The sequence below is a fragment of the Bradyrhizobium sp. SZCCHNS3016 genome (assembly GCF_032484535.1).
Taxonomy (GTDB): domain Bacteria; phylum Pseudomonadota; class Alphaproteobacteria; order Rhizobiales; family Xanthobacteraceae; genus Bradyrhizobium.
The window spans coordinates 18353-39868 of the sequence record NZ_JAUETE010000003.1; the positions used below are offsets into that span (position 1 = coordinate 18353).

12 protein-coding genes are annotated in these 21516 nt (G+C 65.2%); 2 read left to right on the forward strand and 10 right to left on the reverse strand.

The window, feature by feature from the left end; genetic code table 11:
• The 4 genes from treZ to treS are packed head-to-tail and all read right to left on the reverse strand — an operon-like array spanning nt 1 to nt 9284.
• Nucleotides 1–1767 (reverse strand): malto-oligosyltrehalose trehalohydrolase, encoded by a 1767-nt coding sequence (gene treZ / locus QW881_RS07595; RefSeq protein ID WP_315755255.1) that lies wholly within the window; start codon nt 1765–1767, stop codon nt 1–3.
• Nucleotides 1764–3839, reverse strand: coding sequence for a glycogen debranching protein GlgX (gene glgX, locus QW881_RS07600; RefSeq protein WP_315755256.1), 2076 nt, complete (start codon nt 3837–3839; stop codon nt 1764–1766). The genes treZ and glgX overlap by 4 nt, the downstream gene beginning before the upstream one ends.
• Before the next feature lie 4 nt (nt 3840–3843).
• Entirely contained in the window at nt 3844–5982 is a 2139-nt protein-coding gene (gene glgB, locus QW881_RS07605) for a 1,4-alpha-glucan branching protein GlgB (protein ID WP_315755257.1), read from the reverse strand.
• Complete coding sequence (treS, locus tag QW881_RS07610; protein WP_315755258.1) at nt 5979–9284, reverse strand: maltose alpha-D-glucosyltransferase; 3306 nt, start codon at nt 9282–9284, stop codon at nt 5979–5981. Before treS ends, glgB begins: the two co-directional genes overlap by 4 nt.
• A 352-nt stretch (nt 9285–9636) precedes the next feature.
• On the opposite strand from treS, the gene malQ reads away from it, so the two are divergent.
• Together malQ and QW881_RS07620 are read left to right on the forward strand one after the other, a co-directional pair.
• Nucleotides 9637–11589, forward strand: coding sequence for a 4-alpha-glucanotransferase (gene malQ, locus QW881_RS07615; RefSeq protein ID WP_315755259.1), 1953 nt, complete (start codon nt 9637–9639; stop codon nt 11587–11589).
• Between the two features lie 40 nt (nt 11590–11629).
• Nucleotides 11630–13441 carry a glycoside hydrolase family 15 protein gene (locus QW881_RS07620; RefSeq protein WP_315755261.1) on the forward strand — a complete coding sequence of 604 codons (1812 nt, stop codon included), beginning with the start codon at nt 11630–11632 and terminating at the stop codon, nt 13439–13441.
• Nucleotides 13442–13452: 11 nt separating this feature from the next.
• On the opposite strand, the gene QW881_RS07625 is transcribed toward QW881_RS07620, so the two are convergent.
• The 6 genes from QW881_RS07625 to QW881_RS07650 are packed head-to-tail and all read right to left on the reverse strand — an operon-like array spanning nt 13453 to nt 20984.
• Entirely contained in the window at nt 13453–14277 is an 825-nt protein-coding gene (locus tag QW881_RS07625) for an HAD family hydrolase (RefSeq protein ID WP_315738656.1), read from the reverse strand.
• Nucleotides 14278–14296: 19 nt separating this feature from the next.
• Entirely contained in the window at nt 14297–14827 is a 531-nt protein-coding gene (locus QW881_RS07630; RefSeq protein ID WP_315755262.1) for a gluconokinase, read from the reverse strand.
• A complete protein-coding gene (gene pgl, locus QW881_RS07635; protein WP_315755493.1) occupies nt 14814–15512 on the reverse strand; it encodes a 6-phosphogluconolactonase in 699 nt (232 codons plus the stop codon). The genes QW881_RS07630 and pgl overlap by 14 nt, the downstream gene beginning before the upstream one ends.
• A 53-nt stretch (nt 15513–15565) precedes the next feature.
• Nucleotides 15566–17089 carry a glucose-6-phosphate dehydrogenase gene (gene zwf, locus QW881_RS07640; protein ID WP_315755263.1) on the reverse strand — a complete coding sequence of 508 codons (1524 nt, stop codon included), beginning with the start codon at nt 17087–17089 and terminating at the stop codon, nt 15566–15568.
• Nucleotides 17086–18123, reverse strand: a complete 1038-nt coding sequence (gnd, locus tag QW881_RS07645) for a phosphogluconate dehydrogenase (NAD(+)-dependent, decarboxylating) (protein WP_315755264.1) — start codon at nt 18121–18123, stop codon at nt 17086–17088. Before gnd ends, zwf begins: the two co-directional genes overlap by 4 nt.
• A gap of 14 nt (nt 18124–18137) precedes the next feature.
• Nucleotides 18138–20984, reverse strand: a complete 2847-nt coding sequence (locus QW881_RS07650; protein ID WP_315755265.1) for a bifunctional transaldolase/phosoglucose isomerase — start codon at nt 20982–20984, stop codon at nt 18138–18140.
• Nucleotides 20985–21516: the final 532 nt, after the last annotated feature.

Below are 21516 nucleotides of genomic sequence, written 5' to 3' on the forward strand. Positions count from 1 at the left end.
CTATCCTCCGATGCTCCAGAACACGGACCACCGCGGCAGGCGGTCTCCAGGCGTGCCGCCCCAGATCGGAGTGCCCGGGACTCCATCCGGCTGGCCGGCAACCTCCTTGTCCGAGACGTTGGCAAGCAGAGTCAGCCTGCTGCCATCGCCCATCTCCCAATGCGCGGTCAGGCGACCGTCATCGGTCACATCAGCGTCGCCGAATTTTGCGCCCGGAAGCCGCGGCGCAACCTCCTTGTGACGCACGGCGAGGAGCGCGCGCACCAACGCCAGACGATCGCGCCCCGGCGACTCATTGCGGGAGTCCCAGTCGATGATCGCGGACTTGAAGGTTTCGATGTCGAGCGGATCGGGGACCTCGTCGCCATGCTTGGCGTATGCCCACTCATACTCCTTGCGGCGTCCCTTGCGCACGGCATGCGCAAGGTCGCCCTGGAAGTCGCAGAAGAATGGGAACGGCTGCTTCGAGCCCCATTCCTCGCCCATGAACAGCATCGGCACGGTCGGCGCCAGCAGCGTCACCGCGAGCGCCGCCGCGATCCCTTGCGGCGGCGCCAGCGCCTCGAGCCGGTCGCCGAACACGCGGTTGCCGATCTGGTCGTGGTTCTGCAGGAAGTTGACGAATGCTCCGGGGGCCAGATGACCGCTCGGCTCACCCCGCGGATCGCCGCCCCAGAATGCCGCGGGCTCGCCCTGATAGACGAAGCCGGAGGCGAGCGCGCGAGCGAGATCGCGGCGCGGCGCCTGCTGGTAGTCGCCGTAATAGCCGCCACTCTCGCCCGTCAGCATGACGTGCCAGGCATGATGATAATCGTCGTTCCACTGCGCGCGGAATTTGCCGCGCGGCGGCTCCTCCGCGGAATCCAGCATGCTGGCGCGGTTGTCGCCGTTTTCGAGCACCAGATGGATGTGCCGCCCGGTTGCTTCGACAAGCTTGCCAACCGCCGCGCTCAGATCGTGCAGCATCGGGATCTCACCCTCGTTGGACAGGATGTGATTGACCGCATCGAAGCGCAGGCCGTCGAAGCGATAATTCGTCAGCCAATGCAGCGCGTTCTCGATCGCGAAGGCGCACACTTCCGCGCGCCGGTAGTCGATCGCGCTGCCCCATGGCGTATGCGCATCGGTGAAGAAGGTCGGTGCATACAGGCCGATGTAGTTTCCCTCCGGGCCGAAGTGATTGTAGACGACGTCGAGAAACACCATCACCCCACGCAAATGGGCCTCGTCGATCAACGCCCGCAGGTCGTCGGGCCGGCCGTAGACGCTGTCGGGTGCGTAGAGCAGCACGCCGTCATAGCCCCAATTGCGCCGGCCGGCGAAATCCGCCAGCGGCATCAGCTCGAGTGCCGTGATGCCGGTCTCGACGAGGTGATCGAGCTTGTCGATCATCGAGCGGTAGGTGCCTTCCGACGTGAAGGTGCCGACATGACTTTCCAGGAACACGGCATCCTGCCACGGGCGGCCGCGCCAGTTTTCCGAGCGCCAGGTGTAGGCGCGGTGATCGATGACTTCGCTCGGACCGGAGACGTCCTCTGGCTGGAAATCCGAGCCGGGATCCGGAACGTCGAGCTCGCCGTCAATGCGGAACTTATATTGCGTGCCGGCGCCGACGCCGGCGACCTCGAGCGCATACCAGCCGCCGTCGAGGCGCTGCATCTCATGCTTGCCGTCGAGCACCAGATCGACGCGCTTGGCGGCGGGAGCCCACAACCGGAACGTCGTGCCTTTCCCGGTGATGCGAGGTCCGAACTGACGGGGGCTCATGGCAGGCCCGCATACGCCAGCACGGAGCGGGGCGGAGCCTTGAGGTCGGCCCCGGCGGTGAAATCGACCTGCTTCTGCTGGGCTTCGGTGGTGTCGAGGACCTGTTGCCACGTCTTGTATTCGGCGAGCTCGGGCAATTTGAATCCAATCTCTTCGGGCGCTGCATTCAGAACGATAAAGATCGGAGCCTGCTCCTGTTCCAACGGGGCGAGCACGTAGGCGAGAAATCGTCCGCCGGGAAAGGTCCAGTCGGTTTGCGTCATCTCCTCTGCCGAAGGCGTCAGCCACAGCACGCCGAAGCTGCCGTCCGAGCGGCGGCCGTCCAGCCAGCGGCGCGCGCGAATCTGGCCGAAGCGGCGGCGCAGCTCGGTCATGTGCGCGATGAAGTCGATGAGGTCGTCGCCCTCGCGGCCCATGCCGCTCCAGTCCACCCAGCCGACCTCGTTGTCCTGGCAATAGGCGTTGTTGTTGCCGTGCTGCGAGTTGCCAACCTCGTCGCCTGCGAGCAGGATCGGCAGACCCTGCGCGAGGAACAGACAGGCGAGCTGGTTCTTGCGCAACTGTCGGCGCATCGCATTGATCGCGACGTCGTCGGTCGGGCCTTCATGGCCGCAATTGTTGCTGTGATTGTCGTTGGAGCCGTCGCGATTGTCCTCGCCGTTCGCCTCGTTGTGCTTGCTGTTGTAGCTGAACAGGTCCGCCAGCGTGAAGCCGTCATGGACGGTGACGTGATTGACGCTGGCGCGTTGGCTACGGCCGTCGTGATTGAAGATGTCGGACGAGCCGGTCATGCGGCTCGAAACCTCGCCGATCAAGCTGCCTTCGCCGCTCCAGTAGCGGCGCATGGCGCTGCGATAGCGGTCGTTCCACTCCGACCATTGCGACGGGAAGGCACCGACCTGGTAGCCGCCGAGGCCGACGTCCCACGGCTCTGCCACGAGCTTCACGCCGGCGAGCACGGGGTCCTGGCGGATCGCAGTGAGAAACCCGCTGCGCCGGTCGAAGCCGTGCTTCTCGCGCGCCAACGTCGTCGCGAGATCGAAGCGGAAGCCGTCGACGTGACAGACCTCGACCCAGTAACGCAGCGAGTCCATCACCATCTGCAGCACGCGCGGATGGGTGAGGTTCACCGACGAGCCGCAACCAGTGAAGTCGTCGTAGAAGCGCGGATTGTCGGGCTGGAGCCAGTAGTAGGAGGCGTTGTCGATGCCACGATAGCACAGGGTCGGCCCAAGATGGTTGCCCTCGGCGGTGTGGTTGTAGACCACGTCCAGCATCACCTCGATGCCGGCATCGTGCAGCCGCGCCACCGTCGTTCGGAAGGCATCGAGCGGATTGTCCTGCGCGTAGCGCAGCTCCGGCGCGAAGAAGGAAATGGTGTTGTAGCCCCAGTAGTTGACGAGCTTCTTCTCGACCAGCATGCGGTCGTCGATGAAGGCGTGGATCGGAAGCAGCTCGATCGTCGTGACGCCGAGCCGCTTCAGATGCTTGATCATCGCGGGCGAGGAGAGTCCGCCATAGGTGCCGCGCAGATTGGGCGGCACGTCGTCGCGCTTGTTGGTCAGGCCCTTGACGTGGGCCTCGTAGATGATCGTGTCCTCCCACGGGATCTGCGGCCGCATCTCACGCCGGCCCCAGTTGAAGGTCTCGTCGATGACGACCGCCTTGGGCATGCCGCGGGCATTGTCGCGCCGATCGAACGAGAGATCCTCGCGCGGCGAGCCGGCGCGGTAGGCGAAATGGGCATCGCTCCAGACCAGCCGGCCGGCGAGCCGCTTGGCATAGGGGTCGAGCAGCAGCTTGTTGGCATTGAAGCGGTGGCCGCGCTCCGGCTCGTATGGACCGTAGACGCGGTAGCCGTAGAGCTGCCCCGGCGAGACGTCGTTGAGATAGCCGTGCCAGACATCTTCCGTCCGCTCCGGCAGTTCGATCCGCTCGATCTCTCGCCGGCCCTGGCTGTCGAACAGACAGAGCTCGACCTTCTCGGCATTGGCGGAGAACAACGCAAAATTGGTCCCCCGTCCGTCCCAGGTTGCTCCGAGACGGGCGTGGCTTCCAGCGGCCAGACGCATTGCGTCAGGCTTCCGGGACGAGAAATACCGCTGCCATGGGCGGGAGGATGAGGTTGAGCTGGTGTTCTTCAGAGGCATGGACCTGGCCGACATTGCCGACATTGCTGCCGCCATAATGCAGGGAGTCGGAATTGAAAGCTTCCCTCCATTTGCCGCCGAACGGCACGCGGACCCGGTAATTGTAATACACGTTGGGCGAAAAGTTCACGACCACGACGCAGCGCGCGTGCTCATCGAAGCCCTTTCGCACCCAGGCGAACACGTTGCGGTCTGCGTCATCGGCGATCAGCCACTCGAATCCGTCCGGCTCGCAGTCCCGCTCATGCAGCGCCGGCACGTTGCGGTAGAGATGGTTGAGGTCGCGGATCAGGGCCTGGATGCCGGCATATTTGGCATCGCCGAGTAGATGCCAGTCGAGCGAGGTGTCGTGATTCCACTCGCGCTCCTGGGCGAGCTCGCAGCCCATGAACAGGAGCTTCTTGCCGGGATGCCCGAACATGAAGCTGTAATAGGCGCGCAGATTCGCAAAGCGCTGCCAGTCGTCGCCGGGCATCCGGCCGAGAATGGAGCGCTTGCCGTGCACGACCTCGTCATGCGACAGCGGCAGGATGAAGTTTTCGGAAAATGCGTAGTGAAGGCCGAACAGAATCTCGCCGTGGTGATATTTGCGGTGGATCGGATCCTTGCTGATGTAGCGCAAGGTGTCATGCATCCAGCCCATGTTCCACTTGTAGCCGAAGCCGAGCCCGCCCATGTCAACTGGGCGCGACACCTGCGGCCATGCCGTGGATTCCTCGGCAGCCGTGGTCGCCTGCGGGAAATGACCGAACACGTCGATATTGGTCCGACGCAGAAACTCGATCGCCTCGAGATTCTCGCGCCCGCCATATTTGTTCGGGATCCAGCCGCCGGAGGGACGGCTGTAGTCGAGATAGAGCATCGAGGCGACGGCATCGACGCGCAGGCCGTCGATGCCGTAGCGCTCCAGCCAGAACAGCGCGTTCGAGCGCAGGAAGTTGGCGACTTCGGTGCGGCCGTAATTGTAGATCAGCGTGCCCCAATCGAGATGCCGGCCCTGCATCGGGTTGGCGTGCTCGTAAAGCGCCGTCCCGTCAAAATGGCCGAGGCCGTGCGGATCATCCGGGAAATGGCCCGGCACCCAGTCGAGCCACACCGCAAGGCCTTCGCGGTGGCAGGCATCGACCAGCGCGCAGAAATCCTCGGGACTGCCAAAGCGGCTGGTCGGCGCGAACAGGCCGGTCGGCTGATAGCCCCAGGAGCCGTCGAACGGATGCTCGCTGACGGGCAGGAATTCGATGTGCGTGAAGCCCATGTCGCGTGCATAGGCCGGCAACTGCTCGGCGAGCTCGCGATAGGTCAGCCACTGGTTGTTGTCCTTGCGCCGCCAGGAGCCGAGATGCACCTCGTAGATCGAGACCGGTCGATTCAGTTTGTTGATGTCATGTGGCGCCGGCTGAGGCCGCGGCAGGCTGGTTTCGTCGATCACGATCGATGCGGTCTTGGGACGCATCTCGGCCGCGAAGGCCATCGGGTCCGATTTCAGCGGCAGGTGCTCGCCCCGCGGACCGATGATGTCGAACTTGTAGTGGTCGCCGGCCCTGGCGCGGGGAATGAACAGCTCCCAATAGCCGTTGCCGCGGACGCGCATCGGGTGGCGCCGCGCATTCCAGAAGTTGAAATCGCCGACCACGCTGACGCGACGTGCATTGGGCGCGAGTACGACGAATCCGACGCCATCGACGCCGTCGAGCACCATCGGATGCGCGCCAAGCTTGTCGTAAAGCCGCTCATGGTTGCCTTCGCCGAGCAGATGCAGGTCGAAATCGCTCAGGATCGGCAGGAAACGATAGGGATCCTCGAGGTCGGTGACGTGGTCGCCGAATGTCGCCCGAAGCCGATAGCGCTGCAGCGACGGCATGGTCCCGGTGAACAGGCCGGCATCATGGATGCGCGTCAGCGGCGAGACTTCGCCGTGCTCGCCGACCACCTCGACCCGCGAGGCCTCGGGCAGGAAGGCACGCACGACGGTCCGCCCGTCGACATTGTGCTGACCGAGATAGCGAAACGGGTCGGCATGCCGACCTTCGATGATCGCAAACGCCTCGGGAGAAAGATGGGTCATGAGGACTCGCTGGCTGATGCTGGCTCGGACAGGACGCGAAGCAGGTTGCCCAATGCAACGCGCAACCAGTCCGGCCGGTGAGCCAGATCATATTCGAGCGCTCCGAGGGCTTTTTCCAGCATGAAAAAGTTAAGGAGCGCCTCCGCGGTGTGCGGATCGTCCGGCCAGAGGCACTGGTTGGCCTTGATCTCCCGATAACCCGTCAAAAAGGCCGTCACAGCCTGGTCGCGCCATTCCGACAGGGCGGCGGGGATCCGGCCGTGATCGTCCGGGCCTGCCCTCAGAGCACGCTCGAGCGCGACGCGGACCGAGCAATCGATCGAGCGCAGGAAGCCCGCGATGTCGCGGGCCGGCGGCGCCTTGCGCAGGCGCTCGGCGAGCGGCTGCTCCTCGTCGCCGTCGAAATCGATGATGAAGATATCATCCTTGACGATGAGGATCTGGCCGAGATGGAAATCGCCATGCAGCCGGATGTCGCAGCCGCCGACATGGTGTGGGATCAGGCTGCTGAGGCGCTCCGACAACTCGCCGCGCCTGGCGAGCACCTGGTCGACCAGCCCTCGTTCCGGATCCTTGAGGTGATCGCGGCGCTCGCTCAGGTCCGTCAGGACCCGTCCGGCCTGGGCGCGCAGCCGGTCGATCCAGTGATCGAGATGATCTGCGGTCGTGGGTTCGGGCGCGAAATCGGCGACGTCGCTGCGCGAGGCAAGCGCCGCATGCAGTTCGCCGACGCGACGGCCCGCCTGCGCCATGTAGCGCAGATAGGGCGACAGCTCCTCGCTCTGCCGCACGTCGCCGCTCGCGGCGAACACGCGCTGGTCGTCGACGTAGCGATCGAGATAGGCGGCGCTGACGGTCCAGCCGTCGCCCTGGTTCTCGATGAAACCATGGACGCAGCCGACGGTCTGCCGCTCGCCCTCCTGGATCACCTCGATGCTCCCGAGCAGCGGCGGGACATTGGCGAAGCCCACCGCCTCCGTGAGGAATCGGCCGATCTCGATCTCCGGATGCGGGCCGGCCTCCAGCTCGCGGCGGATCTTGATGAAGAACTCGTTGTTGACCACCGCTTTGCTGCTGCAGCGGTCGGTCTCGACCACGCGCACCTGCTCGGATTCGCGGATTGGCTTGTCCGGAAACCGCGGCGTCGGCCGGAATTCGAGGCGCACACCGTTTTCCTCGACCGTCAGCGATTGCTTCAGATTGTGCAGGAGCAGCGCGAGAAAGATCGGGCTGGTCGCCGCATCGAGCAGCGTTCCCTCGCGGGCGCCCTGGCGCACGGCGGCAAGGGCTTGCGGATTGTAGCGATCGCGATCGAAGCGGACCCATTCGATCTGCATCGGCAGCAGATAGCGCAGCCTGTCGTCGCGCTCCGCGGCCTTAAAGAAGATCAGCCAGGGCCGGTTGTCGCCGATGTCGCAGAACGGGATCGCCGAGGTCAGCGTCGGATGGATCGCGTCCGCCGAGCGCTCGGGGTACCATCGCGCGCGCGCCAGATGACCGGGCAGAACGTCGCGTTCGAACACGCTGCGAGTGCGAGCCAGCGATACCCAGGTCGAGCCGAGCGGCACGACCAGCGTCTCGAACTCCGGTACCGCGCGCTGGATGATGGGCTCCGACTTCTCCCGCTCCTTGAGCTGGAACCAGTAGAATCCGTAGGGCGCGAGCGTGATCATGTAAGGCAGCTCGCCGATGGCGGGAAAGCGCGAGCGGCCGAGCATTTCGATCGGGACGCGATCCTTGAACGGCGAGAGATCGAGCTCGGTCGCCTGCGCCGAGCGCGACAGGTTGGCGACGCAGAGGATGACCTCGTCCTTGTACTGGCGGACATAGGCCAGAACCGACCGGTTGGCCGGGCGGATGAAGGTCATGGTGCCCCTGCCGAAGGCCAGCGTCGACTTGCGCATCGAGATCAGCTTCTTGGTGGCGTTCAAAAGCGACGACAGGCTGCGCGACTGCGCCTCGACGTTGACCGCCTCGTAGCCGTACACCGGGTCCATGATCATCGGCGCGTAGAGCCGCGCCGGGTCGGCGCGCGAGAAGCCCCCATTGCGGTCGGGCGTCCATTGCATCGGCGTTCGTACGCCGTTGCGGTCGCCGAGATAGATGTTGTCACCCATCCCGATCTCGTCGCCGTAATAGATGATCGGCGTGCCGGGGAACGACATCAGCAGCGAGTTCATCAGCTCGATCTTGCGCCGGTCGTTGTCCATCAGCGGCGCGAGGCGGCGGCGGATGCCGACATTGATGCGTGCGCGCGGATCGTTGGCGTAGGTCGACCACAGATAGTCGCGCTCGACGTCGGTCACCATCTCCAACGTCAGCTCGTCATGGTTGCGCAGGAACAGCGCCCATTGGCAGGTCGCGGGGATGTCGGGCGTCTGGCGAAGGATGTCGGTGATCGGGAAGCGGTCCTCCTGGGCGATCGCCATGTAGATGCGCGGCATTAGCGGGAAGTGATAGGCCATATGGCATTCGTCGCCCTGGCCGAAATATTCCTGAACGTCCTCCGGCCACTGATTGGCTTCCGCCAGCAGCAGCTTGTCCTTGGCGTAATTGTCGAGCTCGACACGCAGGCGCTTGATGATCGCATGCGTCTCGGGGAGGTTTTCGTTGTTGGTGCCGTCGCGCTCGCAGAGGTAGGGGATGGCGTCAAGCCGGAAGCCGTCGACGCCGGCATCGAGCCAGCGTTTCATCACCTGGATGATCGCGTTGACCACGCGCGGATTGTCGAAATTGAGGTCCGGCTGGTGCGAGAAGAAGCGGTGCCAGTAGAACTGGCCGGCCTCCGGATCCCAGGTCCAGTTGGACTTCTCGGTATCGGTGAAGATGATTCGGGTGCCGAGATATTTCTGGTCGGTGTCGCTCCAGACGTACCAGTTGCGGGCGCTGGAGCCGGGCGGACTGCGCCGAGCGCGCTTGAACCAGTGATGCTGGTCGGAGGTGTGATTGACCACGAGCTCGGTGATCACCCGCAGGCCGCGCCGCTTGGCCTCCTGGATGAAGCGCTTGAACTCCTTCATCGTCCCGAAATCGGGATTGATGCTGCCGTAATCGGCGATGTCGTAGCCGTCGTCGCGGCCGGGCGAGGGGTAAAACGGCAGCAGCCACAGCGTGGTGACGCCGAGGTCCTGCAGATAATCCAGCTTGTCGGTCAGGCCGGCGAAGTCGCCGACGCCGTCATTGTTGCTGTCGGCGAACGCCTTGACGTGCAGCTGATAGATGATCGCGTCCTTGTACCAGAGACCGTCGCCGTCGGTCTCGGTCTGCAGACTCGGCGAATCCAGGGATGACATCAGGTTCACGAGGCCCTCACCTAGGAGAGAGGATGATGATGCAGCTGCGATCGGAGGCGTCTCGAAAGATGTCTCGGTCTCGGCAGATGCGGCTCTCCTCAAAAGAGGGCAGAATAGGGGAGAAAGCGTCCTTGGGGGTGACGCTCTCGAACGTGTGCGCAAATTTGTTCACGGTGATGCCATTGACAAGAAAACGGCGTCCCGGTTCGCTAGAAGCCGAGACGACCCCCTTATAAAGCTGCAAGGCTCGTTTTGTTCCCCCGGGAACGACGGCCACGTCGCGGCGTTAGGGGCTTATCTTCTTGCCGTCCCACAACAATTTACGACGTACGTCTCCCGTTACGTCCAGATCGCGTGCCGAATGGATCTCTACAGCGAAGCCCATAGTCTCGGAATCCTGACAGAATTCTACGATGGTCAGGGGCAGCGTCGTGTCACCGACGAAGCGGCGCTCAAGATCATCGTTGAGGCTTTTCCCAGGCCCACGCCGCATCGGCTGCTGAGCGGCGCGGTCGTGATTCGGTCCGGGCAGCCGGCGCGCAGCCGCCTCAACGAGGCGGCCAAGCTGCCAGTCAGGTGGACCATCAGGCGTGGCGACGCTGAGACAGCCTCCGGGCAGGCCGCTGAGGCCCTGGTCGAGTGGCCGGGTGATCTGCCGGTCGGCAGCTATCGCCTCGAGCTGGTGGATGCGTCGTCGTACCGCGAGGAGCTGCCGCTGCTGGTCGCGCCGGCGAAGGCCTTCGGCGGTGATTTCGATCGCGTCTGGCTGCTGGCGGTCCAGCTCTACGGCATTCGATCCGGTCGCAACTGGGGCATGGGCGATTTCACCGATCTTGCCGATCTCATCACGCTTTGCGCCAAGCTCGGCGCCGATGGCGTCGGCCTCAATCCGCTGCACGCGCTGTTCGACGACCGGCCGGGCGATTTCAGCCCCTATGCACCGAATAGCCGGCTGTTCCTGAATGCGCTCTATGTCGATGTGGAGCAGGCGCCCGGCTTCGCGAAGGGGCCGGACAGCAAGGTGCTCGAGCCGCTGCGGCAGGCCGAGCTGGTGGACTACAAGGGAGTGGCGGCGTTGAAATGGCCGGCCTTGCGCGCGGCTTTCGACGCCTTCATGGCTGCGCCCGACGCCGCCGCGGCGGCGGAGTTCAAGGCCTACCGCGCCGAGCGCGGCGATCTGCTGGCGCGCTTCACCTGCTTCGAGGTGTTGCGGCATCGCTTCCAGAAGCCCTGGTGGGACTGGCCCGAGGAGTGGCGGCAGCCCGATGCTGGGCGCTGCGCGGCGCTGCTCAGCGGCCCCGACCGGAGGGAGACTGATTTCGTCGCCTATGTGCAATGGCTCGCCGAACGACAATTGCGCCATTGCAGGGATCTCGCGCAGCGGCTGGGAATGAAGGTCGGTCTGTATCTCGACGTCGCGGTCGGCGTTCAATCCGACGGTTTCGATGCCTGGAACGAGCAGGGCGCCATTTCGCGCACGCTGTCGGTCGGGGCGCCGCCCGATCCCTTGAACACGGTCGGGCAGAACTGGGGGCTCGCCGGCTTCAACGCGCCCGGACTGGCGCTGAAGAATTTCGAGCCGTTCCGGGAAATGGTCCGGGCGTCGATGCGGCATGCCGGCGCGATCCGGCTCGACCATGTGCTCGGTTTGAAGCGGCTCTATCTGGTGCCGCACGGATTTCCGGCCAAGCAGGGCGCTTACGTGCAGATGCCGTTCGAGGCGCTGCTCGCCGCAACCGTCATCGAGAGCGTCGCCAACGAATGCATCGTCATCGGCGAGGATCTCGGCACCGTGCCAGAGGGCTTTCGCGAGCAGATGGCCGATTGGGGACTGTGGTCCTACAAGGTGATGATCTTCGAACGCGACGACAACGGGCGCTTCCGCGATGTCGACTTCTATCCGCCGAATGCGCTGGTGACGCTGAATACCCACGATCTCTCGACCTACGCCGGCTGGCGCTCGTTCGGCGATCTCAAGACCAAACGCGGGCTGGGCATCGATCCCGGTGAAAGCGACCAGGATCGCTGGGATGCGTTGGGGCTCTGGGACGAGGTGCTCCGCCAAAACGGCATTCGAGCCAACGACGTCCACTCAGCGATCGCCTTCCTGTCGCGGACGCGGTCCCGGCTGCTGGTGATTTCCCTGGAGGATCTGCTGGAAGTGGTCGATCAGCCCAATATTCCCGGCACGATCGACGAGCATCCGAACTGGCGCCGCAAGATGCCGATCAAGCTCGAGGACATCGCCGGTGCGACCAGCGTCGCGGCGTTGAAGGCGGCGACCGCCGAACGGATCAGCCCGGCCGGCGTTTAGAACGGGGGGATTGCGGGGGGCAGTTGCACGCGGATGCCAAATGTCCTGCAGGATCGAAGACTACGCGCTGATTGGTGATTGTGAGACGGCTGCCCTGGTGAGCCGGAGCGGGTCGATCGACTGGCTGTGTTGGCCGGCGTTCGATTCGGATGCCTGTTTCGCAGCCTTGCTGGGCGATCGCAGCCATGGCCGCTGGCTGATCGAGCCGCGCGGCGACGTCCGATCGACGTCTCGCCGTTATCGCGGCGACAGCCTCATCCTCGAGACGCGATACGAAACTGCGACCGGCACCGTCGAGGTGATCGATTTCATGCCGCCACGGGGCAGCGCCTCCGATGTCGTTCGGCTGGTCCGCGGCGTCTCCGGCCGGGTCGCCATGCGGATGGAGCTGATCATCCGCTTCGGCTTCGGCATCGAGATTCCCTGGGTCAAGCGTTCCGAGGATCGCTCCGCGCTGCTCGCCATCTGCGGCCAGGACATGGCGGTGTTGCACACGCCGGTCGCCACCCGCGGCGAGGACATGACCACGGTGGCGGAGTTCGAGGTCGCTGCCGGCGACACCGTGCCCTTCGTGCTCACCTACGGTCCGTCGCATCTGCCGGTGCCCAAGGCGATCGATCCGGATCAGGCGCTTGATGACACCGAAACGTTCTGGGCCGACTGGTCGCGGCGCTGCACCCATCAGGACGAGCATCGCGCGCTCGTGATGCGCTCGCTGATCACCTTGAAGGCGCTCACCTACGCGCCGACCGGCGGCATCGTCGCGGCGCCGACCACCTCGCTGCCGGAGAAGCTCGGCGGCCGGCGCAACTGGGACTACCGGTTCTGCTGGCTGCGTGACGCGACATTCACGCTGCTGGCGCTGATGAACTCGGGCTACACCGAGGAAGCGCTGGCCTGGCACAACTGGCTGCTGCGCGCCGCGGCCGGCGCTCCCGCCTACATGCAGATCATGTATGGCATCATGGGCCAGCGGCGGCTGATGGAGTGGGAGGCCGAGTGGCTGCCGGGCTACGAGGGTGCCCAGCCGGTGCGGATCGGCAATGCCGCGCATGCGCAGCTCCAGCTCGACGTCTACGGCGAGCTGATGGATGCCTTCCACCAGGCCCGCATGACCAAGCTCAAGCTGGAGGACGGCACCTGGGACCTGGAATGCGCGGTGCTCGACCATCTCACCGACGTGTGGGACCAGCCCGACCACGGCATCTGGGAACGCCGCGGCGATGGCCGTCATTACGTGTTTTCCAAGGTGATGACCTGGGTTGCGTTCGATCGCGCGATCAAGAGCGCGGAGAAATTTGGGTTCAAGGCGCCGCTGGAGCGCTGGCGGCGGCTGCGCGAGACCATTCATCGCGACGTCTGCGACAGGGGCTACGACGAAGGACTCGGCAGCTTCGTCGAGTCCTATGGCTCGCGGCTGCTCGATGCCAGCCTGCTGCTGTTGCCGGCGGTCGGCTTCCTGCCGTGCTCCGATCCGCGCATTCGCGGCACGGTCGAGGCGATCGAGCAGCATCTGCTGCGGGATGGCTTCGTGCTCCGGCACGATCCGCGCGACGTCTCTCCGGACGAGCAGCAGCCGATCGAAGGCGCGTTCCTGGCCTGCACGCTGTGGCTGGCCGACGCGCATGTTCTGGCGGGCGCCACCGAAAAAGCCGAGACGCTGTTCCGCCGCGTGGTGAACATCGCCAACGACGTCGGGCTGCTGGCCGAGGAGTACGACACCGAGGCACGGCGGCAGACCGGCAACTTTCCCCAGGCGCTGACGCATATCGCGCTGATCAACACGGCGCAGAATCTGAGCAGCGCCAAGAAGGCCAGCGACAAACCCGCGAGGCAGCGGTCGGAAGCCTGAGCTGCCGCGCGTCAGCTTGCGGATGAGCCTTGCGCGTTCTCCGCCAGGATCATCTCCATCGCATTGGCAAACCCTTCGTCCTGGTTGGACGTGGTGATGCGCTTGGCTTTGCTCTTCACCTCGTCACTGGCGTTGCCCATGGCGATCGACAAGCCGCTCACCTCGAACATCGCGACGTCATTATGCATGTCGCCGATGGTCGCGACCTGGTCGAGCGGGATACCGAGCCGCTGGGCCATCGCTTTGACGAAGGTGCCCTTGTTGCGGCCTGGCGGCGTGATGTCGAGATAGTAGCTCTGCGAGCGGACAGCGGTCGCTTCCGCCCCCAATGCCTGCTGCATCTGGCTCTCGCAGCGGGCCAGCAGCTCGAAATCGCTGCTGGCGCCGACGATCTTGCAGGCGTTCGACAGATAGGGGGAGAAATCGTCGACGATCGTCGGCTCCGCGCGAATGGCGCGCCGCTCGTTCGGGACGTACTCGCCGTCCGGATTGCGCGTCAGCCAGGCATCATTGGTGAAGACCCAGATGTCGACGCCGGATTGATGGAGAAGATCGACGCAGCGCGCGGCGGCCGCGGGCGGGATCAGGCTCTGCTCGAGCGGGCGCATGTCGGCGCCGATGATCGAGCTGCCGTTGAACGGGCCGACCGGAAGGCTGATCTGCAGCGGCTCGATCAGAAAGCGCATGCCGATCGCCGGGCGGCTCGAGGTGAGCGTGAAGGCGACGCCGCATTCATGCAGCCGTCGCGCCACCTTCGCGGCCCGCTCGGTCAGAACCTTGTCCTTGGTCAGCAGCGTGCCGTCGACGTCGGATACGACGAGAGCGATGCGGGTCATGAGCCCTTCCTGTTCGCGGTCAGGAGCCGCGCCGACCGGCGTGAAGCTGTTGCATGATGTCGTCCACGATCGCCGCGACCGGCGCGTCGACCGAGACGGTGATGGGATGCTCGGCGGCCCCAGGTGGTTCCAGGGTGGCGAACTGGCTGGCGAGCAGGCCCGGCGGCATGAAGTGCCCCTCGCGATGGCTCATCCGCTCGCCGATCAGCTCCTGACTGCCTTGGAGATAAACCATGCGGACATCGTTGCGGCCGCCGACGAGGATGTCGCGATAGGCCTTCTTGAGCGCAGAGCAGGCGATGATGATGTGCTCGCCCGCGGTACGGCAACGCGCGATCTCCGCCGCGATGGCCTGCAGCCAGGGCCAGCGATCCTCGTCCGTGAGCGGGTGGCCGGCGCTCATCTTGGCGACGTTCGCGGGCGGGTGAAAGCTGTCGCCATCCTCGAAGCGCCAGCCGAGGCGCTGGCCCAATGCTTGCCCGATCGTGCTCTTGCCGGAGCCGGACACGCCCATGATGACGAGCGCATGGGGCAGGTCAGATCTCGCCACTTCGCCCCTCCGGCCAGGCCTCGCTGTCGATGAGCAGGATCGTCTCCTGAATCGAGCGGGCGCGATTGGCGGGCAGGTCCTCACCGGCCAGCACGTGCGCCATGATCGCGCGCTTGTCGGCACCGGCGACCTCGAACAGCATAGTTCGGCAGGAGGAGAGCGCAGGCAAGGTCAGGCTGATCCGCGGCACGAAGGGGGCGACGTGGGCCTTGTCGACGCCGACAACCCAGCGATCGGTGACGTCGATTGCGGGAAAGCCGGGGAATAGCGACGCGACATGGCCGTCGGGACCGATGCCGAGCAGCACGAGGTCGAACAGCGGCCGCCCGGAGTCGAGCCGCGCGGCGCCGTAGAACGCCTGCAGCGTGCGCTGATAGTCGCGGGCACTGGCCTCCGGGTCCGACCCATCGGTCGCGATCGGGTGGATGTTGGCGGCCGGCGCGCAGGCATCGAGGAACACGTGACGTGCCGTGGTCATGTTGTGCAGGGAATCGCCGGGCGGAACATATCGCTCGTCACCGATGAACCAGTGGACGCGCGGCCATGGAATCCGTTCACGATAAGCGTCCGTCGCCAGCAGTTCATAGAGCTGCCTCGGGCTCGATCCCCCGGTGAGACAGATGGCCACGCGTCCCGGATTGGTATCAGTCCGAGCCAGGAGATGTTCGGCCGCGACCCTCGCCATCGTCGCCCGGTCGGCGACGCGCACGAGCTTGCGGTCCTGCGGCCCGGCCACGGCTAAACCAGCTTGCGCCAGCTGCGGCCGTCGCGGGCCAGGAGATCGGCCGCCGCCTCAGGTCCCTCGCTGCCGGCCGCGTAGGAATGCAGGCCATCGCGGCCAGCCTTCTTCCACGCCCCGATGAACGGCTCGACGGCCTTCCAGCCGGCTTCGACGCTGTCGGCGCGCTGGAACAGGATGTTGTCGCCGATCATGCAGTCATAGATCAGCGTCTCGTAGCCGGTGGCCGGCTCAGCCTGGAAATAGTCCTTGTAGTTGAACTTCATCTGCACGCCGTCGGTGCGGATGGTGGGGCCGGGTACCTTGGTGTTGAACTGCAGCGTGATGCTCTGGGTCGGCTCGATGCCGATGACCAGATAGTTTTCGGCCAGGGTTTCGATCGGCGTGCAACTGAACATTGCGAACGGCGCCTGGCGGAACTTGATCGCGACCTCGGTGCGCTTGGCGCCGAGCGCCTTGCCGGTGCGCAGATAGAACGGAACGCCGGCCCAGCGCCAATTGTCGATCGTGAGCTTGAAGGCGGCATAGGTCTCGGTGGTGCTGTCGGGGCGGACGTCCTTGCTCCTGACATAGTCGGGCAGCTCGGCGTCGCCGATCATGCCGGCCGTGTACTGACCGCGCACCGAGTTGAGCAGCGCCTCCCGTTCGCTCAACGGCTGGATCGCCGATAGCACCTCGGCCTTCTCGGAGCGGACGGTATGTGCATCGAACCGGGCCGGCGGCTCCATCGCCACCAGCGAGAGCAACTGGAATAGATGGTTGGGGACCATGTCGCGCAGCGCGCCGGTCGCGTCGTAGAAGCTGCCGCGCGTGCCGACGCCGAGCTTCTCCTCGACGGTGATCTGGACATGGTCGATGTGATGCCTGTTCCAGATCGGTTCGAACATGCCATTGGCGAAGCGCAGCACCAGGATGTTCTGCACCGTCTCCTTGCCGAGGTAATGATCGATCCGGTAGATCTGGTGCTCGGTCACGAGCTGCAGCAGCTCGTCGTTCAGCTTCTTGGCCGAGGCGAGGTCGGTGCCGAACGGCTTTTCCACCACGAGGCGGCGCCAAGCCTTGCCGTCCTCGCGCAGCAACCCGACGCGCCCGAGCTGTTGCGCGATCGGCGCAAAAGCGCTCGGCGGCGTCGCCAGGTAGAACAGCCGATTGCCGTGGGTCTCCCGCGCGGCTTCCAGCTTTTCCAGCTTCGCTTTCAACTGATCGAAGCTTTCCGGCTCCTTCGGATCGGCCTCGATCGCCGTCACGCATTGCAACAAGCGCTGCGCGATCTCATCCTCGATCGGGCGTGTGGCGTATTTGCGCAGGCCTTCCATGAGATTGTCGCGCAGTTGCTCGCTCGACATGCCCTTGCGGGCAATGCCGACGATGCAGAGCCTGTCGGGCAGCAGATGATTGGCGGCCAGATTGTAAAGCGATGGCAGGACCAGCCGATGCGTCAGGTCGCCGGTCACGCCGAAGAGGACGAAGGCGCAGGCGTCAGGCTTCTGGTGTTGCGGCTGATGCGAATGCTGGGCGGTCACGCGCGGTCCGCCTTCGGCTTGACGATCTCGGGCGCGCTCTGGCGCGCCGGGTCTGGGTGCTGTTCGGGTTCCTTGTGTCCGCCGAAGCCTTCGCGCATTGCCGAGAGAATCTTCTCAGCGAACGTGTGCTCCTGGCGCGAGCGGAAACGGGCGAACAAGGCGGCGGTCAACACCTCGGCCGGCACCGCCTCGTCGATCGCCGCATTCACGGTCCAGCGGCCCTCGCCGGAATCCTCGACGTAGCCGGAATATTTCTCCAGACCGGGCTGCCGCGCCAGTGCACTGGCGGTGAGGTCGAGCAGCCAGGACGGAATGACGCTGCCGCGGCGCCACACCTCGGCGATATCTGCGAGATCGAAGTCGAAGCGGTGCGCCTGCGGCAGCGCCGCGCTGTTCGCATTCCTGAGGATGTCGAAGCCCTCGGCATAGGCCTGCATCAGGCCATATTCGATGCCGTTGTGGATCATCTTGACGAAGTGCCCGGCGCCCACCGCACCGGCATGCAGATAGCCCTGCTCGACGCGCAGGTCGCGGCCATCACGGCCCGGTGTGCGCGGGATGTCGCCGATCCCAGGCGCGAGCGCGGCGAAGATCGGATCGAGCCGGTCGACGACCGGCTTATCGCCGCCAATCATCATGCAGTAGCCGCGATCGAGGCCCCAGACCCCGCCGGAGGTGCCGACGTCGACGTAGTGCAGACCGCGCTCCTTCAGGGCCTTGCCGCGGCGGACGTCGTCCTGCCAAAAACTGTTGCCGCCGTCGATGATGACATCGTCCCGGGTCATCAGCCCGGTGAGCTGCTCGACGGTGGCTTCCGTGATCTTGCCGGCCGGCAGCATGATCCATGCGTGCCGCGGGGTGGCGAGCTTGCCGACGAACTCCTCGAGGCTCGCGGCGCCGGTGGCGCCTTCGGAGACCAGCGCGGCCACAGCCTTTGCGTCGCGATCATAGACCACGCAGGAGTGCCCCGCGCGAATCAGGCGGCGCACGATGTTGCCGCCCATCCGCCCGAGACCGATCATTCCAAGCTGCATCGACGAGGCCCTTCCTAGCTCAGCGCTTCGCTGATCGCGCTGTCGAGCATCTTCAGGCCCGATTTCAGATTGCCCTTGAGATGGACCCGAAGAGCCCGGCGCCCGCGCTCGGTGAGCACGTCGAAATCGCCGCGCGCCTGCGCCGCCTTGATCACGCCGAAGCTCGCCTTCTGCCCGGGGATCGGCAGATCCTCGGCATCGTCGGCGGTGATCTGGAGAAACACGCCGCTGTCCGGACCGCCCTTGTAGGCCTGGCCGGTCGAGTGCAGGAAGCGCGGACCGAATTCGGCGCAGGTGGCGAGGTGCTTGGCGTCGCGCAGCCTCAGCCGGATCCGCTGCAGCGTGTCGATATTGCCTGCATTGCGGTCGATATAGCCGAGCAGGGCGATGTAGTCGCCGTCGCCGGCGCGGCCGAGATGCGCCTTCAGCCAGGACGCGAGCGTGCCGTCGGCGCCATGCCCGCGCAGGCTCTCGGCGTTCTGCGCATCGGTGTAGAGCTCGCAGCCCTTGATCGCCACGACGGGGTCCTCCGCCGGCAGCGCGCCGCTCTGCTCGAACGCCGCGGTCAGTTCGCGGGTCTTGATCTTGGCCGATTCGACGTCGGGCTGGTCGAACGGGTTGATGCCGAGCACAGCGCCGGCGACGGCGGTCGCCATCTCGAAGCGGAAGAATTCCTGCCCGAGCTGGTCGATCGACGTCATGACGATGCGCACGACGGGATGACCGGCCTCCTCGAGCGCGGCGAGCTTCGCGTCATGGCCCGCCACCTCGTCGCCGTCGACCTTGATGTCGATGAAGAAGCGATCATGACCGTAGACCTCGGGCGAGGCGACTCGTTCGCCATCGATCGGGATCAGGCCCTTGCCTTCCTTGCCCGTGGACTCCGCGATCAGCTGCTCGGCCCAGGCGCCGAAATCGGCAATCTTGGGCGAGGCGAAGATCGTCACCTTGTCGCGGCCTTCGAGGCCGGCAAGGCCCATCGCCAGACCGAGCTGCACACCCGGGTTCTGCAGCGGCGGCACGTCGGGCCCGCAGGAGCGCACCATGGACAGCGCCTGCGTGATCAGCCTGCGCACGTCGATGCCGGCTGTGGCAGCCGGCACCAGGCCGAACGGCGACAGCACCGAATAGCGGCCGCCGATGGTCGGCTCGCCGTGGAAGATGCGGGCGAAGCCTTGCGCCTTGGCCGCCTTCTCCAGCGACGAGCCGGGATCGGTCACGGCGATGAAGCGATGTCCGGCCCTCTTGGGCCCGATCGCGTTGGCCACGCGTGCGAAGAAATAGTCCTTCATCGCGTTCGGCTCGGTGGTGCCGCCCGACTTGGAGGAGACGATGAACACCGTCCTGGCGATGTCGATCGCCTTCTCCATCGCGCGCACCTGCGCCGGATCGGTGGAGTCGAGCACATGCAGCTTGGGGAAGCCGGCCTTGCGCGGGAAGGTCTCGGCGAGCACCTCCGGCCCGAGGCTGGAGCCGCCCATGCCGAGGACCACGGCGTCGGAGAATTTCTGTCCCTTCACCCGCTGCGCATAGTCCTCGTAATCGGCGATGTCGGCCTTCTCCGCGCTGGTCAGCCAGCCCAGCCATTTGTGCTCGTCTCGGCCGGTCCAGACCGTCGCGTCATTGTGCCAGAGTCGGCGGATCCTGGCGTCCTTGCGCCAATCCTCGGTAGCGGAGGCAACCTTCTTCTGCAGATCAGCAGCAACCGCGATCGACTGCTGCCCAAGCCCGGTCCCGAGCACGACGGCGCGCTTGTGCGCAACCGCGCCATAGAGCTTGTCGGCGGCGTCCGCGAACTGCTTGACGCCGTCGATCACGAGATCTGCGGTGATGTCGTCGAGCGAGATGCCGGTCTTCGCCAGATCCTCAAGGGCGGCCTGGGCCGCGTCGACGTCTTCCTCCAGACTGTCGCGCACCTTGCCGTGATCACGGAAGGCGTCCAGCGTGGCCGGCGGCACGGTGTTGACGGTGTTCGGCCCGATCAGCTCCTCGACATAGAGGACGTCGCTGTAGTCCTTGTTCTTGGTGCCGGTGGAGGCCCAGAGCAGCCGCTGCGGCTTGGCCCCTTGCTTGGCCAGCCGCTCCCAGCGCGCGCCGGCGAACAGCTGCTTGTAGTCCTGATACGCCATCTTTGCATTGGCGATGGCGATCCTGCCCTTGAGCGCGGCTAGCCGCTCCTTCTCGGTCGGATCATTGGCCTGGGCGATCTTCTCGTCCAGCTGCTTGTCGACCACGCTGTCGATGCGGCTGACGAAGAACGAGGCCACGCTGGCGACATGCGACGGATCGCCGCCGGCGCCGACGTAGGCTTCGAGGCCGGCAATGTAGGCTTCGGCAACCTGCCGGTAGACGTCTTGCGAAAACAGCAAGGTGATGTTGACGCTGATGCCCTTGGAGATCAGGTGCTGGATGGCCGGCAGGCAGGCGTTGGTCGCCGGCACCTTGATCATCAGATTCCTGCGGTCGACCGCCTTCCAGAGCTGTTCGGCCTCGGTGATGGTCGCTGTGCTGTCCATCGCCAGATAGGGCGAGACTTCGAGGCTGACGAAGCCGTCATTGCCATCGAAGCGGTCATAGACGGGCCGCAGCACGTCGGCGGCATTCTGGATGTCCTCGACGGCAACGGCCTCGAACAGCTGCGTCGGCGATCGATCGCCGTTCTTCAGCGCCGTGGCGATCGGCGTGTCATATTCGTCGGAGCTGCCGATCGCCTTCTCGAAAATCGCGGGATTCGAGGTGACGCCCTTGACGCCATCCTCATCGATCAGCCGCTTGAGGTCGCCTTTGGCGACGAAGCCGCGTGCGAGGAAATCGAGCCAGACCGCCTGGCCGTGTTCTTCGAGAGCTTTGACCGGATTCATGATGCCTATCTATGTGCGTCGGCTTGCTTTTTTGGGTTCCCGCCTGGCAGCTGCCAGGTCGATAGGGACCTCACATGAACAACTATGCGCCAGCCCTCAGGAGAACGCCATTCATAATGGATTGATCCCTCTGGAATCCCAAGAGCTTCGAGCCGGGGTGACGTGCCGGCGGGGCGCGTCCGGAGGGAGATCGGCAGGCGACGCGAAGCCTGCCGCTGATCGTTCCGGCCAAAGCGCGCGGCAGAGCCGCCAGAGCGCGGTCGGCGTTCGGCCTGCGTCGACCTCAGCAGTGCTCGTGCGCCGGAGAGGCCCCGGGAGGCAAGCAAATGCCGTCGATCAAGCTTCTCCGGCTTGCAATGCTGGAAAGGTGCCACATGTGTTCTGGGGAATGGTGCCCTACGCAACGGATCATGGCGAACGTCTCACGGTTGTCGCCTCGGCAGCGCCTCACGAGTGTCGGCGGATAACCCATGATGCTTTCCGGCTGCAGACGCTCAGCGGCGAACTGCCGTGTGATCATGGCAATGATCGG